This is a genomic window from Jannaschia seosinensis (genome assembly GCF_001408515.1).
Lineage (GTDB): Bacteria > Pseudomonadota > Alphaproteobacteria > Rhodobacterales > Rhodobacteraceae > Jannaschia > Jannaschia seosinensis.
In genome coordinates this window covers 1-17,738 of sequence record NZ_CYPR01000206.1, presented here as the reverse complement: position 1 = coordinate 17,738, position 17,738 = coordinate 1, and the positions used below count along the sequence as shown (strand labels likewise).

The 17,738-nt window shown below is 65.1% G+C and carries 14 protein-coding genes and 1 pseudogene; 12 read left to right on the top strand and 3 right to left on the bottom strand.

Annotated elements, in window-relative coordinates:
• The first annotated feature begins 1 nt into the window (after position 1).
• The 6 genes from JSE7799_RS15640 (at position 2) to JSE7799_RS15615 (ending at position 11,435) form a co-directional block, all read left to right on the top strand.
• Positions 2-3,298 carry an error-prone DNA polymerase gene (locus JSE7799_RS15640; protein ID WP_055664442.1) on the top strand — a complete coding sequence of 1,099 codons (3,297 nt, stop codon included), beginning with the start codon at positions 2-4 and terminating at the stop codon, positions 3,296-3,298.
• Between the two features lie 247 nt (positions 3,299-3,545).
• Positions 3,546-4,808, top strand: a complete 1,263-nt coding sequence (locus tag JSE7799_RS15635) for a fasciclin domain-containing protein (RefSeq protein WP_144431753.1) — start codon at positions 3,546-3,548, stop codon at positions 4,806-4,808.
• Complete coding sequence (locus tag JSE7799_RS15630) at positions 4,801-6,276, top strand: efflux RND transporter periplasmic adaptor subunit (protein ID WP_055664440.1); 1,476 nt, start codon at positions 4,801-4,803, stop codon at positions 6,274-6,276. Before JSE7799_RS15635 ends, JSE7799_RS15630 begins: the two co-directional genes overlap by 8 nt.
• Positions 6,273-9,404, top strand: coding sequence for an efflux RND transporter permease subunit (locus tag JSE7799_RS15625; RefSeq protein WP_144431752.1), 3,132 nt, complete (start codon positions 6,273-6,275; stop codon positions 9,402-9,404). The genes JSE7799_RS15630 and JSE7799_RS15625 overlap by 4 nt, the downstream gene beginning before the upstream one ends.
• A 109-nt stretch (positions 9,405-9,513) precedes the next feature.
• Positions 9,514-10,548, top strand: coding sequence for an IS4 family transposase (locus JSE7799_RS15620; RefSeq protein ID WP_055664439.1), 1,035 nt, complete (start codon positions 9,514-9,516; stop codon positions 10,546-10,548).
• A gap of 182 nt (positions 10,549-10,730) precedes the next feature.
• Positions 10,731-11,435: an IS6 family transposase gene (locus JSE7799_RS15615; protein WP_055662829.1), complete on the top strand. Its 705-nt coding sequence runs from the start codon at positions 10,731-10,733 to the stop codon at positions 11,433-11,435.
• Between the two features lie 3 nt (positions 11,436-11,438).
• Here JSE7799_RS15615 and JSE7799_RS15610 read toward each other — a convergent pair whose 3' ends face one another.
• The gene (locus JSE7799_RS15610; RefSeq protein WP_055664438.1) at positions 11,439-11,852 is read right to left on the bottom strand and encodes a transposase; all 414 of its coding nucleotides are present in this window, start codon (positions 11,850-11,852) and stop codon (positions 11,439-11,441) included.
• Between JSE7799_RS15610 and JSE7799_RS22070 the strand changes: the two genes are divergently transcribed.
• The 6 genes from JSE7799_RS22070 to JSE7799_RS15585 all read left to right on the top strand — a co-directional run bounded on the left by JSE7799_RS22070 (position 11,747) and on the right by JSE7799_RS15585 (position 16,987).
• A complete protein-coding gene (locus tag JSE7799_RS22070) occupies positions 11,747-12,187 on the top strand; it encodes an integrase core domain-containing protein (protein ID WP_275934906.1) in 441 nt (146 codons plus the stop codon). The genes JSE7799_RS15610 and JSE7799_RS22070 overlap by 106 nt on opposite strands.
• Positions 12,188-12,242: 55 nt before the next feature.
• Positions 12,243-12,734 carry an Lrp/AsnC family transcriptional regulator gene (locus JSE7799_RS15605; protein WP_055664437.1) on the top strand — a complete coding sequence of 164 codons (492 nt, stop codon included), beginning with the start codon at positions 12,243-12,245 and terminating at the stop codon, positions 12,732-12,734.
• A gap of 159 nt (positions 12,735-12,893) precedes the next feature.
• A complete protein-coding gene (locus tag JSE7799_RS15600; protein WP_055664463.1) occupies positions 12,894-14,054 on the top strand; it encodes a glycine cleavage T C-terminal barrel domain-containing protein in 1,161 nt (386 codons plus the stop codon).
• A gap of 29 nt (positions 14,055-14,083) precedes the next feature.
• Positions 14,084-14,533 carry an OsmC family protein gene (locus tag JSE7799_RS15595; protein ID WP_055664436.1) on the top strand — a complete coding sequence of 150 codons (450 nt, stop codon included), beginning with the start codon at positions 14,084-14,086 and terminating at the stop codon, positions 14,531-14,533.
• A 12-nt stretch (positions 14,534-14,545) separates the two neighbouring features.
• A complete protein-coding gene (locus tag JSE7799_RS15590) occupies positions 14,546-15,346 on the top strand; it encodes an enoyl-CoA hydratase (RefSeq protein ID WP_055664435.1) in 801 nt (266 codons plus the stop codon).
• 6 nt (positions 15,347-15,352) lie between these two features.
• Positions 15,353-16,987, top strand: coding sequence for an acyl-CoA synthetase (locus tag JSE7799_RS15585; RefSeq protein ID WP_055664434.1), 1,635 nt, complete (start codon positions 15,353-15,355; stop codon positions 16,985-16,987).
• Positions 16,988-17,149: 162 nt separating this feature from the next.
• Here JSE7799_RS15585 and JSE7799_RS15580 read toward each other — a convergent pair.
• A pseudogene (locus tag JSE7799_RS15580) lies at positions 17,150-17,374 on the bottom strand (ATP-binding protein); the annotation flags it as partial.
• 163 nt (positions 17,375-17,537) lie between these two features.
• Positions 17,538-17,738: transposase (locus tag JSE7799_RS15575; protein WP_055664432.1), on the bottom strand; the 201-nt coding region annotated here is incomplete at its 5' end.

Below are 17,738 nucleotides of genomic sequence, written 5' to 3'. Positions count from 1 at the left end.
CATGCCCGACATCCCGCCGATGCCGGGCAAGCGCATGCTGGAGCGGGCGGAGGCGTTCGACCCGAACCCCCGCGCGCCCTTCGTCGAGCTTGGGCTGACGACCTGTTTCTCGTTCCTGCACGGCGCGTCCGATCCGGTCGATCTGGTCGTGGCGGCGCAGGGCATGGGCTACGATCGGCTGGGCGTGGCCGACCGCAATTCGATGGCCGGCATCGTGCGGCTGCATGTCGCGGCGCGTACCGCGAAGATGCGCCCCCTGATCGGCACGCGGATCGTGCTGACCTGCGGGGCGGAATTTCTCGCCTATCCGAAGGACCGGGAGGCTTATGGCAACCTCTGCGCGCTGATCTCGAAGGGGCGGATGACCGGCCCCGACGGCGCGTGGCAGCAGAAGGGGCGCTGCGACCTCACGCTCGCCGACCTCGCCGCGCATCAGGAGGGCAGCATCCTGATCGCCGTCCCGCCCGACGGGGTCGATGCGTTCGAGGCCGATCTGCCGCGCCTCGTCCGCGCGCTGCCGCGGCTCACCCATATCGCGGCGGCGCATCTCTATCGCGGCGACGATCACGCCCGGATCGAGCGGCTCGACCGCATGGCGCGGTGGCACGGGCTGCGCCTCGTGGCGACCAACGACGTGCATTACCACGCCGCCGATCGCCGCCCGCTGCAGGACGTGATGACCTGCATTCGGGAGGGGGTGCGGATGGATGCGGCCGGATTCCTCCTTCATGCCAATGCGGAGCGGTATCTGAAGCCGCCGCAGGAGATGATCCGCCTCTTCGCGCGCTGGCCCCACGCGATCCGGGAGAGCGTGGCGATCGCGGACCGGCTGGACTTTTCGCTCGACGAGCTGAAATACGAGTACCCAGAGGATGACGTACCCTCCGGCCGCACCCCGGACGCGCATCTGCGCATCCTGACCGAGGAGGGCGCCGCGCGCCGCTATCCCGACGGGGTGCCGCAGAAGATCCGCGATGCAATCGAGATGGAGCTGGCCTTTATCGCGCGCAAGGAACTCGCCCGCTACTTCATCACCATCCAGGAGATCGTGGCCTATGGGCGGTCGCAGGGGATCCTGTGCCAGGGAAGGGGCTCCGCCGCGAATTCGGTCGTTTGCTACTGCCTGTGGATCACCTCGGTCGATCCGGCCCGCCACGAGGTCCTGTTCGAGCGGTTCCTGTCCGACGAGCGCAACGAGCCGCCCGATATCGACGTCGATTTCGAGCATGAACGTCGCGAGGAGGTGATCCAGCACATCTATTCCCGCTACGGCCGCACCCATGCCGGCCTCGCCGCGACGGTGATCCACTACCGCCCCCGCATGGCGGTGCGCGAGGTGGGCAAGGTCATGGGCCTGCCCGAGGACGTGACGACCGCGCTTGGCCGCACGACCTGGGGGTCGTGGGGGGGCTCGACGAAGGACATGCACCCCGAGGATACGGGCGTGAACCTGGGCGACCCGCTGGTGCGCCTCGTCCTGCAACTCACCGATCAGCTGATCGGAATGCCCCGGCACCTGTCGCAGCATGTCGGCGGCTTCGTCATCACGAAGCATCCGCTGACCCGCACCGTGCCCATCGGCAACGGCGCCATGCCCGATCGCAGCTTCATCGAATGGGACAAGGACGATATCGACGCGCTCGGTATCTTCAAGATGGACGTTCTCGCGCTCGGGATGCTGACCTGCATCGCCAAGTGCTTCGGCCTGCTCAAGCGGCATTACGGGCAGGAGATGACCCTCGCCCGCATCCCGCGCGGCGACCGTGCGACCTATGCAATGCTCCAGCGCGGCGACAGCCTCGGCGTTTTTCAGGTCGAGAGCCGGGCGCAGATGGCGATGCTGCCCAAGCTGAAGCCCGCGCGGTTCTATGACCTCGTGATCCAGGTCGCCATCGTCCGGCCCGGCCCGATCCAGGGCGACATGGTCCACCCCTATCTCAAGCGGCGGCGGGGCGGCGAGGTGGTCGACTACCCCAAGCCCGGCCCCAAGCACGATCCCGACGAATTGCGAAACATCCTCGAGCGGACGCTCGGCGTGCCGATCTTTCAGGAGCAGGCGATGAAGATCGCCATCGTCGCGGCCGAGTTCTCCGGCGCGGAGGCCAACGAGTTGCGCCGCGCCATGGCCACGTTCCGCGCCAAGGGGAAGGTGTCCGACCACAAGGCCCGCATGGTCGAACGTATGGTCGCGCGCGGCTACGACCGCGACTTCGCCACGCGCTGCTTCAGCCAGATCGAGGGGTTCGGCGAATACGGCTTTCCCGAAAGCCACGCGGCCTCCTTCGCACATCTGGTCTACGTGTCGAGTTGGCTGAAATGCCACCACCCGGCAATCTTCGCCTGTGCGCTCCTGAATTCTCAGCCCATGGGGTTCTACGCGCCTGCGCAGATCGTCGACATGGCGCGCAAATCGGCCGTCGAGGTCCGGGCCGTCGACGTGAATTACAGCGAATGGGACTGCACGCTGGAGCCTGTGGCGCCGAAGCTCTTTGCGCTGCGGCTGGGGTTTCGGCAGCTTTCGGGTCTTGGGAAAGAGGAACTCGGACGTCTGGTCGCCGCACGCGATGCGCCTTTTTCCGGTGTGGAGGATCTGCGCCGCCGCACCGGCCTGTCCAAGCGTGCGATCGAGATCCTCGCCGCCGCCGACGCGTTCCGTTCCGCCGGACAGGATCGGCGGCAGGCCTTGTGGGATGCCAAGGCAATCCGGTCTGCGCCCGCCCTCCCGCTCTTCACCCATGGCGACGCGCCGGATGTCGGAACCGAGCCGAAGCATACGCTCCCCGAAATGCCGATGAACGAGCATGTCGTCGCCGATTACCAGACCGCGCGGCTGTCGCTGAAGGCGCATCCGATGTCCTTCATGCGCCGCGCGATGGATCGCGGCGGCTATACCCGCTCGGATCGGCTGCGGTCGCTGCGCTTCAATCAGAAAGTGTCGGTCGCGGGCCTTGTCCTGATCCGTCAGAAGCCCGGCAGCGCCAAGGGTGTCTGCTTCACCACGCTCGAGGACGAGGCAGGAGTGATCAACGTCGTGATCTGGCCCGATCTGTTCCAACGCTACCGGCGGGCGATCATGGCCTCGCGCCTGATGGCGGTACACGGCCACGTACAGTTCGACGACGCCGTCATCCATGTCGTCGCCCACGAGGTAATCGACCGCAACGACGCGCTCCTGCGGCTTGGCGAGGATGGGTTGTCCTCCGATCTGGCCCGAGCCGACCATGTGAAGCATCCCCTGCCGGAACGGCGGCACCCCCGCGACGTCCAGGTCATTCCGAAATCCCGCGATTTTCACTGAACCGACCTGATAGGCGACAGGTCTGTGCCGCCGCAGAGGTTTGACAAGCATCCTGCCGCCCGGACCCGCTCCGAGGCTTTCCGCCTGAAGGGGCGCCCGATTTGCGCCCCCAAAGGCGAGACTGCTGCGCCTTCGGCCACACAGCCGCACGCAACGCCGAACGCACCCTGCGCCATTCGCCGCACCCAGGAACCTTGCATTGCGGAGGCTCGTTGCCCATGCGTTTGCAAACCCGATCGGAGACGACATGCCAAGACCTTTCTCGACTGCATTCGCGAGCATCCTCCTTGCAGTCGCGGCACTTCCCGCATCGGCCGCTTCGCTCATCGACACGCTGTCGTCGGACAGCCGTTTCGGCACGTTCTCCGAGGCCCTGAATGCTGCGCCTCTCGCCGATACGGTGAATGACATGACCGGCGTGACCGTCTTCGCCCCGACCGACGAAGCGTTCCGCCGCCTGCCTGCCGACCTGCGGGAGCGTCTGTTCGATCCGGCGGCCGCCGAGGTGCGCAACGCGATCGTCGCGGTTCACATCGTGCCGTCGGGGTCCTATGCCTCCAACAACCTGCCGGTCGAAATGAAGCCGATCGTCGGCGATACGCGCATCGTCGTGACCTTCACGACCGGCGCCCTGACGCTGCGCCTTGCGCCGCCGGACGATCTCACAGCCGCCGATGCCGCACTTGCCGCCCGTGCCGTGACCGAAGCCCGCGTGCGGGTTGGCGATATTCAGGCGGATGGGGCGGTGATCCACGGGATCGATCAGGTCATGCTGCCGCCGGGCCTCGGGGAGATGCTGGAGGAGATCGCGGCACCCGGTGATGGGGTCGGCACCACCGATGCGGAGGAGCCGGCCGACGACTTCGCCGAACGCGTCGCGGCGACCGACGACGGGCCTACCCGGAATGTCGTCCCCGAGCAGTCGGATCTGACCGATGCCGGCGACACCGTCCTTCAGGAGGCGACGGATGCCGATGTCCGGACCGTGCCGGTGAACCCCGCTTCGGACACGCCGGAGCCGACGGCACCCGCCGATACCGAGGTCTTCGTCTACGAGCCGGATCAACCCGCCCCCGGGCCGGACCAACCCGCCCCCGAGCCGGAGGAGGCCGACCTGCCGGGCGAAGTCGTCGTGCTTCCCGCCGAGGAGCCCGCCGCTCAGCCGCTTCAGGAAGACACGACGCCGGAGCCTACCGCCGCCACGACCGAGCCGAGCGCCCCCCCCGCAGGCCAGGAGCGGATTGACCTGACCGCGGACCTCATCTCCGTCGCCGATCTGATCGGCCGTCCGGTGCGCGACGATCAAGGGACCGAGCTGGGCGAGGTCGTCGACGTTCTCGTCGCGCTCGACGGGGCCGATGCCCGCACGCTCGTCTACGCGGCGGACGGGGGACTGATCTCGCTCGAAGCGATCGGCATCGGCGAGGAGGAGCGGATGCGCGTCGACATGAACCGCATCTCGATCGATCCGCTCGACGGCTCCGTCATCGTTCCGCGCGACGGTGGCTGACGGTACGGGCCCCAACCGCGCACCGGCGCGGACCTCGAGTGCCGACGGGAGGTCCTACGAGGGGCCGCCGGTCCCGCCGCGTGAGGATCCGACGCCGCTCTCTCCGCCTCCCGAAGGCCCTCCGGTTCCGCCGGGACCGCGCATCGGGGAGCCGGAGGGGCCGATCCTGCCGCCGCGACCGGGCCGTACCGCAGGGCACGGAAACAAATCCGACACGGGGTCCGGGCGCAACTGGAGCTGGATCCTCGCCACGCTCGGCGTGCTGCTGGTCGGCGCCGCGATTCTGGCCTGGCTCACCTTTAGGGGCTCTCCCCCCGAGGTTTCTCCGCCACCTCCGCCACTCGTGAACGCGGCGCGGGCCGTGGCGGCGGACCGGCTCGCCATCCGTCAGACCGGCTTCATTCGCCCGCTCGCAGAAATTCAGGTCGCCACCGAATTCGATGGTCGCATCGAAGAGGTGTCACCATCCTTCCGGCGTGGCAATTTTGTGGAAGCGGGGGAGGTTCTGGTGCGGCTGGAGACGCGCCAGCTTCGCGCGGCGGTCGCACGGGCGGAGGCGGATGTCGCCCGCGCCGAAGCCGCACTCGCCGAGGCCCGGGTCGAGCGCGACCGTCAGGAGCAGTTGGAAGCGCGCGAATTCGCCTCGGAGGCACAACTGCAGCAGGCCATCGTCGCGGTCGCCTCGGCCGAGGCCGACCTGACATCGGCGCGCGCCGAGCTCGTCACCGCCCGAACCCGGCTTTCCGATTCCGTCGTCGTCGCGCCGTTCGATGCGCTGGTCCTCGCGGATGACGCGGATGTCGGTGCGATCGCCACGCCGGGCCAGTCCCTGGGTCGGCTCGTCGCGTCCGAGGCCGTCGAAGTGGAACTGGGCCTCACGCCCGCCGATCTCGGTATCCTCGGGGACGCGACGCTCGCCATCGGCGGTCGCGTCGCCGTTGGCGCGACGAATGCGACGACGGGTCCGGAGCGGGAGGCGCCGTTGGCCTACGGCGTCGTCACCCGAACCGGGCCTGCGGTCGATCCCGATACCCGGACGATTCCCCTGATCGTGCGCATTCCGCGCCCGTTCGAGCCGCGCAACGATGCGCGCCCGCTCCGGGTGAATGAACTGGTCGAGCTGGAGCTTCCGGTGAGCCTCGTGCGCGGCAACGTGCTGTCCATACCGGTCCGTGCGGTCAAGGGCGGCGATGTCGTCTGGGAGGTCGTGCCGATGCCCGATGACGGGCGGGACGAACCCTCGTCAGGCGAAGATGCGCCCGAGCAACGCCATGTTCTGCGCCGCAGGGACGTCGTGGTGATCCAGCGGACCGAGACGCGGGCCATCCTCGAAGGCGGAAACACGCTCCAAGCTGGCGCGCTGGTGATGACCAGCGACCTGTCGGGCGTGGCGGACGGGGTGCCGGTTCGCGTCGCGTCGCGGCAGGACGACCAGGCCGGCCCGCAGGACGGGGGAGACGGGTCGTGACCGCGCTGATCCGCCTGTTCCTGCGCAGCCCGGTCGCGGCCAATCTCCTGATGGCGGCCCTCGTCGCGGCGGGCCTCGCATCCGCGTTGACAGTGACCATTCGTACCTTTCCCGAGATCACGACCGGCGCCGTCACCGTCACCGTCGCCTATCCCGGCGCCACGCCGACCGAGGTCGCGGATGCGATCCTCGTGCCGATTGAGGAGCGGCTGCAGGGGCTCGAAGGAGTGCGGAAGCTGACGGGGCGCGCGCAATCCGGCGTCGGCGTCGTCACCGCCGATCTCACCCGCGGGGCCGATGTGCGCAGGGTGAAGGACGAGATCGAGACGGAGATCGCCCGCATCACGACCTTCCCGGACGCCGCCGAAAGCCCGCGAGTGGCCGAAAGGGATCCGGACGAACTGGCCGTCCAATTCGTCCTCCACGGCGATGTGCCGGTCGAGACGCTCAAGAACCTCGCGCAGATCGCGCGCGACGAGATGACGGCCAAGCCGGAGATCAGTCAGGTGATCCTGTCAGGCGTGCCGGTCGACCTGATCGAGATCGCGGTCGACCGCTCGACCCTGCAGGCCTACGGGATCGGGCTTGCGGAGCTGGGCGAGCGCATCGCCGCGCAGAGCCTCGACCTCTCCGGCGGCGCCATCGACACCGGAGAGAGCGACATCCAGATCCGCACGGTGGGCGAGGCCGAGTCCGCGGATGAGTTGCGCGACAAGATTCTCTTCACCTCCGACAGCGGGGCGCAGGTCACGCTGGGCGATGTGGCCCGGATCCAGGAGGTGCTGGCGGAAACCGACATCACGGCCAGCGTCTCCGGAGAGCCGGCCGTGTTCATCTCGGCCAATCGCGCCGGCTCGGAGGAAGTGCTGTCGGTCGCGGATACGGCGATCGAATATCTCGAGGCGGAATTGCGCCCCCGCCTGCCGCCCGGCGTGGAGGTGACGATCTGGCGCAACGAGGCGGATTCCCTGCGCGGACGTATCAACCTGCTGATGAAGAACGGCGCCATCGGCGTCACGCTGATCCTCGCGGTCCTGATGCTGTTTCTCGACCTTCGGGTTGCGGCCTGGGTGGCCATCGGCGTCGTCGTCGCCTTCATCGGGGCCTTCGCGCCGATGCTCCTGTTCGGGACGACCATCAATCAACTCTCGCTCTTCGGCTTCATTCTCGCGCTCGGCATCGTGGTCGACGACGCGATCGTGGTGGGCGAGAACACGTTCGCGGAGCTTGAGACGGGAGAGCCCGACGGTGCGGCGGAGCGGGCGGTGATCCGCGTCTGGCGCCCCGTCTTCTTTGCCGTGTCGACGACGATCTGCGCCTTCGTGCCGCTTCTGTTCCTGCCCGGATCGTCGGGCAGCTTCATCGCGCCGATCGCTTCGGTCGTCATCTTCGTCCTGACCGCGTCGCTGATCGAGAGCTATTTCGTCCTGCCGCGCCACCTCAGCAGGATCCGCCTGCACCCGCCGCGCCGGTGGTCGCCCCGGCGTCCGGCCAATTTCGTGCGCGGTCACGTCGATCGCTGGTTCGACCGGTTCCGTGAGGGGCCGATCCGCCGCGTCGTCACCGGTTCCGTCCGCCATCCCGTCTTCGCCATCGCGGTCTGTCTTGCGGTGGCGCTGGCGGGTCTCGGATTGCTGACCGGCGGGATCGTGCGCTTCGTCTTCTTTCCGGCCATCGAAGGGAACTTCGTTACCGCACAGCTCAACCTGCCCGAGGGCACGTCCGAGATCGAGACGCGTGCGCGGGCGGTCGACTTCGTGGTCGCGGCCGAACGGGCGGCCGAGGCCATCGGCGAGGAGGGGCTGCTGCAACAGACAGCCATCTCCATCGGGTTTTCCGCGCGCGGCGGCGATCCGGACGGGTCGAGCGGCGTGAACCCGGCTTCCACCGCACAGATCGAGGTCAAGCTCATGGATGCGGCGACCCGTGACACGGCCGCCGAGAGGTTCAAGCAGGTCTGGCGCGACGAGGTCGGAGAGGTGCCTGGCGCGAAGGAGGTCATATTCTCCTCCTCGATCGTCGGCGTCGGCGCGGCGGTTAATCTGGAAGTGGCCGCCGATACGGAGGCGGCACGCGACGCGGCAACGAGGAAACTGCGCGAGGCTCTGGCAGACCGGCCGGGCACGTTCGACATCCGCGACGACTCCGTCAGCGCCGCGCAGGAGATCACGATCGACCTGCGTCCCGCCGCGCGCGTCTTCGGCGTCACGCTCGAAGAGGTTGCGCGCGAGGTGCGCGGCGCCTTCTACGGCATACGCGTGGACCAGTTCGCCCGCGATCGCGAAGAGGTCGACATCCGCCTTCGTCTGCCACAGGATCAGCGGGATTCCGTGGCCGACCTGCAGAAACTGCGCATTCCCACCGCGCAGGGCATGGTCCCCCTGCCGGTCCTCGCCGACCTCGCCTTCCAGCCGGCCCCGACGGCGATCACCCGCATCGACGGCCGGTCCGTCACGACCTTGCTGGCGGATGTGAACGAAGCGGTGACGACCGGAGGAGAGGAGACCGCCTATCTGATGGCCGAGGTCGTGCCGCAACTGCGCGAGGATCATCCCAGCCTCCGCGTCAGCGCCGGTGGCGAGCAGGAGGAGCAGGGCCGGTTTCTACCCGCGCTGGCGCTCAACTTCTCGTTGGCGCTGTTTGCGATCTATGCGCTGCTGTCGCTGGCCTTCGGGTCGTATTTCCGCCCGCTGATCGTGCTCGGCGTGATCCCGTTCGGCTTCGTCGGGGCCTTGATCGGTCACGCGTTGCTGGGGTTGAACCTGACGATCCTGTCTCTGTTCGGCGTGATCGGTCTGGCGGGCGTGATCGTGAACGATGCGCTTCTGATCGTCGACTTCACCCGATCGCGGGAGGCGGATGGCGAGGCCCCGCTCGACGCTATCGTGGGCGCCACGCTCGGCCGCTTCCGGCCGGTGACGCTCACGACGCTGACGACGTTCCTCGGCATCGCGCCGCTGATCCTGGAGACGTCGGTACAGGCGCAGTTCCTGATCCCGACGGCGGTGTCTCTGGGAATGGGCGTGCTGTTCGGATCGATCCTGCAAATGATCCTCGTCCCCGCCTATTCGTCGCTTGGGGCGCGGGTCGCGGCGCGCTGGCGGGGCGGAAGAGCCGCCCCGGCCTGACACAGGTTGTAGGATACCGCAGACTACACGACACAGCCGTTTTTGGGGTGGCCGAGACCGGCAAGACGGATTCTTCTGGTGGACTCGACCTCGCCAAAGGAACGGTCCCTTGAATATCCGTGCTCTCGCCGATCTCCAGAAAACGCTAACTCCGCATGTGCCGTTGGGCAAGTCACGGCTCGAGACGCTCTGCATGATCCTGCTTGGCATGATCAGCGCCCGAACGGTGAACCTGACGCATATCGCGAGCGAGCGGCCAAGTCGCGCCATGGTTGCATCGACCTATCGCCGTCTGCAACGCTTCTTCCAACACGTGTGCCTGCCCGAGGATTGGAGCGTGGGCATCGTGATCTCGCTGCTCGGCAACCCTCGCCCTTGGCATCTGTGTCTTGACCGCACCAACTGGAAGATCGGCAAGACCGACGTTAACGTCCTCGTGTTGGCCGTCATCACGGCCAGGTTCCGTGTCCCGTTGATGTGGACCATGCTCCCGCATTCCGGCAACAGCACGACCGCTCAGCGCATCGCGCTGATGAAGCGGTATCTCGCGTATTTCGACGCCTCAACCGTTCGGATGCTGCTGGCGGATCGCGAGTTCATCGGTCAGGAATGGTTCACTTTTCTCGTCGAGCAGGAGATCCCCTTCGCGATCCGCATGAAGGAGGGCCAGATAGTCCGTACCAACGGCCGCGAGCTGAACCTGCGCTCCCTGCTGTCACGGTGCAGGGGTGTGCGGGGCTTCACGGCCGTCCTGCCTGGCAGAGCGAGTCACCCCGACCTCAAGCTCCACTTCGGTGCGCGCCGTATCAAGGGCGGCGAGCTTCTCGTGGTGGCTTCGCCCTATCCAGCCACTGGCGCGCACATCCTGCGGCAGTACAAGAAGCGCTGGCTCATCGAGTGCCTGTTCGCCGACAGCAAGACGCGGGGGCTGAACCTGGAGGACACCCGCCTGACGCTCGCGTCCAAGTTGTCTCTGCTCATCGCCATAACCGCTATTGCCATCGCCCTCATCTGCCGTGCTGCAGCCCAGCTCATGGGACACAAATACCCCGCCCGGAAGAAGCACGGATACTGCTCGAAATCCTGGTTCCGGACCGGCTTCGATGAGGTCCGACGATGGCCTTGTCAGAAGAACTTCGCTTGAGGCGGAGCAGGCGGCTGGCTAGGCTCCCCGCATGACCAAGGAGGTATGCGCGAAAGTTGGTGACGCGTGATCAGGCGGCAGTTTGAAGGTGGCGGAGGCCGTCGCGGAACTCAATCCCTTGGATGGGCCTTGTCAGAAGAACTTCGCTTGAGGCGGAGCAGGCGGCTGGCTAGGCTCCCCGCATGACCAAGCGCAGCCCCTTCAAGTACTTCAAGACCAGCTCCGAGATCATTCGCCTGGCGGTGATGATGTATGTCCGCTTCCCGCTGTCGCTGCGGAACGTCGAAGATCTGCTGCACGAGCGCGGCGTCGACGTCAGCCACGAGACGGTGCGCTTCTGGTGGCAGCGCTTCGGTCCGATGTTCGCGGGCGAGATCCGGAAGCGACGCATCGAGGGTATGAAATCGAGCCGCTGGCGCTGGCACCTCGACGAGATGTTCGTGAAGATCAACGGCGAGCAGCACTACCTCTGGCGGGCGGTCGATCATGAGGGCGAAGTGCTGGAAAGCTTCGTCACGAAGACGCGGGACAAGAAGGCTGCGCTGAAATTCCTCAGAAAAGCAATGAAGAAGCACGGCCGAGCGGAGACCCTCGTGACGGACAAGCTTCGCTCCTACGGCGCGGCTCTGAAGGACCTCGGCATGACGGACCGGCAGGAGACCGGTCGGTGGCTGAACAACCGCGCGGAGAATTTGCACCTGCCGTTCCGACGACGCGAGAGGGCCATGCAGCGCTTCCGGCGAATGCGAAGTCTGCAGAAGTTCGCCGCCGTCCACGCCTCCGTCTCGAACCACTTCAACCAGGAACGCAGCCTCTCCAGCCGAGACATCTTCAAGACCAACCGCACCGCCGCTCTCGCCGAGTGGCGCGGTCTTTGCGCAGGATAACAGTCAGGCCCCCTGCCCTTCCTGAGACTGGTTCGAATTGGTCTGACACCACCCCGTGGGCCCTTCCACCACGACCCGCCGCCCGTCCGACAGCGTGATGTCGATCCGATGCGCAAGAAGAGAAGCGGATGCCGGTCCGGCTGGCACAACGGTCCTGTCGTCGATCCGTTGGTCAATGGTGGAGCCGGAGATCTCCACCGGCAGAAAGACGCTCCCGACTTCCGGGGCAATCGGCGTTTCGCCCGTGGCAGCGGAGAAGCGAGGGTCCTTCAACCATTTGAAGATCAGGTTGGCGTTCATCGAATACCGACGTGCAACCTGCGCGACCGATACGCCCGGCGCCAAAGCCTGCGCGCAGATCGAGCTCTTCTCTTCGTCAGCCCAGAACCGCTTCTTCTGACCCTTCTTGCCCGCCATGGAGTGCCTCAAGATGTCCACTATCGATGGCGGACACTACCAGCCGCGGATTCCGCCCGTCAGAGCGGCGACAACGGACGGATACGGAGAACGGATGCTGCGAGAGCTTCAACGCCAAGCTACGGGACGAACTGCTCAACGGCGAAATCTTCTACAGCCTCGCCGAGGCGAAGATCGTCATCGAAAGCTGGCGCAGACACTATAACACCAAGCGCCCGCATTCAGCGCTGGGTTATCGGCTGCCAGCTCCAGAGGTCCTGCAGTGGCAGGCTTCGCCAAATGGAGCCGCTTCGCCGGCCACCCAAACCGTAGCTCCCGGACCCGTCATGCACTAGACTAAGACTGAAGCCGGACCACCCGAAGGGGGCAGGCCACGCGGGTGACGAACGTATGAACAAATCAGTCCTGGACGCGACCGATATCCGCATCCTTTCTGCAGTGCAGAAACATGGAGAGCTGAGCAAATCCCAGCTGGCAGAAATGGTCAACCTGTCTCCGACCCCCTGCTGGGAGCGACTGAGCCGATTGAAGGCGGCCGGATACATCCGCGGATATCGTGGCGACATCGCGCTGGACCGGCTCGGAGATTTCACCCAGGTCGTCGTGACGGTCTCGCTGACCCAGCATCGGAAGATCGATTTCGACCGGTTCGAGGATCGTATCCGCACCTTGGATCAGGTGACCGAGTGCATCGCAACTGGTGGCGGTATGGACTATGTCCTCAAGATCTATGCCCCGAGCCTGACCGCCTTTCAGAGCCTGATGGAATCCCTGCTTGCCGAAGATCTGGGGATCGGTCGGTACATGACCTACATCGTTACAAGAACCGTAAAGTCCTCCGTCCCGAAACTGGCTGATCTGGTGATACCTACTCGCCGCTGACGGAAAAAGACCGATCGGTCGGAACCGGACCTTAATGAAGACCAACCGGCCTCCGTTCGACGCGTTTGGAGCCCGCTGAGCTGCCTCGTCCTGGGTTATACGGACACCCAATTCAACATGCATTCGGCGCACCAGGCGCCGGTTCAAGAGGGTGACGCCATGAGAAAATCGGATGAATTCGGCTTTGGTACTCAGATTCGCAAATCTCCCTATTTCGACGCCACCGTGCGCTGGGGCGCGACGGGGTTCTCGGTCTACAACCACATGTACATCCCGCGTGATTTCGGGAACCCCGAACAGAACTTCTGGAACCTCGTGAACGACGCGATCCTGTGCGACGTGGCGGTCGAGCGTCAGGTCGAGATCACCGGGCCGGACGCGGCCAGGTTCGTTCAGACCCTGACGCCGCGCGACCTGTCGAAGATGGCGGTGGGCCAGTGCAAGTATGTGCTGATCACCAACGCCGAAGGCGGCATCCTGAACGACCCGATTCTGCTGCGGTTGGACGAAAACAGGTTCTGGCTGTCGCTTGCCGACAGTGACATCCTGCTTTGGGCGCAGGGCGTGGCGGTGCACGCCGGCATGGACGTGACGATCCGCGAACCAGATGTCTCGCCGTTGCAGCTTCAGGGCCCGAAGTCGGGCGAGGTCATGCGGGCGCTGTTCGGCGACAGCATCATGGACCTGAAATACTACTGGCTGCGCCATGTCGAGCTGGACGGCATGCCGCTGGTCGTGTCGCGCACCGGCTGGTCAAGCGAGCTGGGCTACGAACTCTATCTTCAAGACAGCACACGCGGCGACGAGCTGTGGGAAAAGATCATGGCGGCCGGCCAGCCCTATGGCCTCAAGCCCGGCCACACCTCATCGATCCGCCGGATCGAGGGCGGAATGCTGTCCTACCACGCCGATGCCGACATCAACACCAACCCGTTCGAGCTGGGCCTGGACCGGCTGGTGAATTTGGATATCGAGGCTGATTTCATTGGCAAGGCTGCGCTGCGTCGGATCAAGGAACAGGGCGTCAGCCGCAAGCAGGTCGGCCTGGTAATCGAGGGCGAGCCACTGAAACGCCCAAACACGTCCTATTGGTTGATCGTGAAAGGCGGCAGGGTTATCGGCAAGGTCACATCGGCGATCTATTCGCCGCGTCTGAAGCAAAACATCGCGCTGGCGATGGTCGCCGCCGATCTGGCAGTCGTGGGGAATACTGTGACGGTGGTCAACAAGACCGGCCTGGTCAACGAGGCCGGGCGCGAGAACGCAGTCATCGTGGAGCGTCCGTTCTTCGACCCGCAGAAGAAGATCGCCGCTGCCTGAGTGTCATCATCCAGACGGGAAGAGCAGCCATGTCCGACCTATCGATCGACCTGCACTGGCACCGCGATGTGCCCGCCTTCGAGCCCGGCAAATATTCTGCCGAACACATCGTGCGCTACAACAACAGCTACGCAGTGCAAGCGGATGCCGCCCCGGATTGGGGCGGCAAGCCGGAAAACACCAACCCCGAACAGGCGCTCGCCTCGGCCTTGTCCAGTTGTCACATGATGACCTTCCTCGCACTGGCCGCAAAGGCGAAATGGCCGGTCGCCAGCTATCACGACCATGCCGTGGCGCACCTGGGAAAGAACCCGAAAGGGCAGATGTCGGTGACACGCATCGACCTGCATCCGGTGGTCCGCTTCGATACCGGCTTTTCGATCGACCACAAGACGCTCGAAGAGATGCAGGACCGCGCGCATCGCTACTGCTTCATCGCGAACACGCTGGCCGACAGCGTGGTGATCAACATCCTCTAACTGGGGTTTGACCTGATGACCGACGATATCCTCCTCAGCGACCTTGATCGCGACGGCATCCTGCGCCTGACCTTGAATGACGCGCGCCGCCGCAATGCGCTATCCGAGGCGATGCTTGAGGCGCTCGGTCGGGTCATGGCCGAGGCCGGCGCCGACCCTGCCGTTCGAGTCATCATCCTGGCTGCCAACGGGCCGGCATATTGTGCCGGGCACGACCTGAAGGAGATGACGGCGGGCCGCGCCGACCCCGACAGGGGGCGGGCCTATTTCACCAAGGCGATGGCGAGGTGTTCCAGGGTCATGCAGGCGATTGTGAATTGCCCCAAACCTGTGGTTGCCGAGGTGACTGGCATCGCCACCGCAGCGGGCTGCCAACTGGTCGCCAGCTGCGATCTGGCACTTGCCGCCGAGACCGCGCAATTCAGCACGCCGGGGGTGCATATCGGTCTGTTCTGCTCGACCCCGATGGTGGCCCTGTCGCGCAATGTTGGCAACAAGCACGCGATGGAAATGCTGCTGACCGGCGACATGGTATCGGCCACTCGCGCGGCTGAAATCGGTCTGGTCAATCGGGTCGCTCCGCCCGAGGCCCTGCGCGAGGCCACAATGGCACTGGCGCGCAAGATCGCGTCCAAGTCCAGCATGACGCTGGCAACCGGCAAGCGCGCCTTCTACGCTCAGCGCGAAATGCCACTGGCCGAGGCCTATGATTACGCTTCGCAGGTCATGGTCGAGAACATGCTCGCCTGGGACGCCGAGGAAGGCATAGGCGCCTTCATCGAAAAGCGTGCGCCGGAATGGCAGGACCGGTGAGGCATCATGGCTAATCCCTATAACACCGATCTGGACCGCAATCCGGCCAACTACCAGCCTCTGACGCCGCTGACCTTCCTGGAGCGTGCTGCAAGCGTCTTTCCCGAGCATACTGCCATTGTTCATGGCGCGCTGCGGCGGACCTACGCCGAGTTCTACGCGCGGTCGCGGCAGCTGGCTTCGGCCTTGGCGCAGGCCGGCATTGGCCGAGGCGACACCGTGTCGGCCATGTTGGCGAACACGCCCGCGATGCTGGAGTGCCATTACAGCGTGCCGATGTGCGGCGCTGTGCTGCATTCGATCAATACCCGCCTCGACGCCGCGATCATCGCGTTCCAGCTGGATCACGCGATGTCCAGGGTCGTGATCGTGGACGCCGAGTTCATGCCGCTGATGCAAGAGGCGCTGGCGCTCGCAAAGGTCGCGCCGACCCTGATCCAGTATGACGATCCGGAGTTCGACGGGACGCGCGCACGTATCGCCGCACCGGATTACGAAGCGTTTCTGTCCGACGGCGCCCCGGATTTCGCGTGGCTGATGCCCGAGGACGAATGGGACGCGATCTCGATCAACTACACTTCGGGCACGACGGGCGACCCCAAGGGCGTGGTGTCGCATCACCGTGGCGCCTATCTGCTGGCGCAGGGCAATGCGCTGACCACCTCGATGCAGAAACATTCGGTCTATCTATGGACCCTGCCGATGTTCCACTGCAACGGGTGGTGCTTTCCCTGGACGCTGTCGGCTATCGTCGGCACCCATGTTTGCCTGCGTCAGGTCCGTGCCGAACCGATCTGGACCGCGCTGGCCGATGAGGGCGTGACCCACCTCTGCGGCGCGCCAATCGTGATGTCGTTGATGATCTCGGCGCCCGAGGATCAGAAACGCGCATTGGATCATACTGTGCAATTCTTTACCGCCGCCGCGCCGCCGCCCGAGAAACTTTTGGCCGACATGCGCGATGCAGGGTTCAATGTCACTCATCTTTACGGCCTGACCGAGACCTACGGCCCCGCCGTGGTCAACGACTGGCATGCCGAATGGTTGGATCTGCCCCGCGCCGAACAGGCGGCGCTGAAGTCACGTCAAGGTGTGCGCTATCTGCCGCTGGAACAGCTCGACGTGCTGGACCCCGAGACCATGCAACCGGTGCCGCGCGACGGTCGGACGATCGGCGAAGTGATGTTCCGAGGCAACGTCGTGATGAAGGGCTACTTCCGCAACCCGAAGGCCACGCAAGAGGCTTTCACCGGTGGCTGGTTCCATTCGGGCGATCTCGGCGTGATGCACCCGGATGGCTATGTCCAGCTGAAGGACCGTTCGAAGGACATCATCATCTCGGGTGGCGAGAACATCTCGTCGATCGAGGTCGAGGAGGCACTTTATCGCCATCCCGCGGTAGCCGTGGTGGCTGTGGTGGCCATGCCGCATGACAAATGGGGGGAAACGCCCTGCGCCTTTGTCGAACTGAACGCGGGCAATGACCCCGATCCGGTTGCGCTGAAGGCCTGGTGCCGCGAACACCTCGCCCCATATAAAGTGCCCGGCAAGTTCGTCTTCATGCCCATCCCCAGAACCTCGACCGGAAAGATCCAGAAATTCGCCCTGCGTGAGAAGGCCCGCGCTCTCGTTCCGGGCTGACGTTATGGACGGCAGAGCAATGGGTTCGGCCTTGTCAGAAGAACTTCGCTTGAGGCGGAGCAGGCGGCTGGCTAGGCTCCCCGCATGACTGTTGGCTGTCACTGAGAACTGACCCGGCATTGTCACCGAGATCTGACCCGCCCGGTCGTTATGGTTGTTGGTTCATGATGGGGTCAATACTGCTGTCTCCTTCCGTTTCTTCTTCGCTGTCTCGAAGCTTGCCTTGAAGCGGTAGCTGTCGTTGCCGGTCTCCAGGATGTGGCAGCGATGGGTGAGGCGATCGAGCAAGGCTGTGGTCATCTTGGCATCACCGAAGACGCTCGCCCACTCGCTGAAGCTCAGGTTGGTGGTGATGACGACGCTGGTGCGCTCGTATAGTTTGCTAACCCGCATAATTCATGAAGCTGCGGACTTGTGCTCCGTGGGATGGTTTCCCCGGTCTCGGTTTTCTTGCGCGCACCCGGTGTTTGCGTCCGGTTGGCATGCCGGCCGGTGACTTGGGTCTTGGGCGATACGGGTTGATGTTTCGGGGTTTGTCGGGGCGCATGCGTCAGGCTGTTTTCGGTGGGGCGAGGGCGTCGAAGAGAAGGAGGAGAAGTCCCTTTCGGGGACACGATGCCGGCAGGGTCACGATGATCCGGGTCTTCTTTTCGACGATGGTGGCGGCCAGCTTGACGAGATGCAGCCGCAGCGTGTCGAACTGGGCGCGGCGCCATGGTGAACGTTTTGGGCAAGCCGCGCGGAGCTTCCA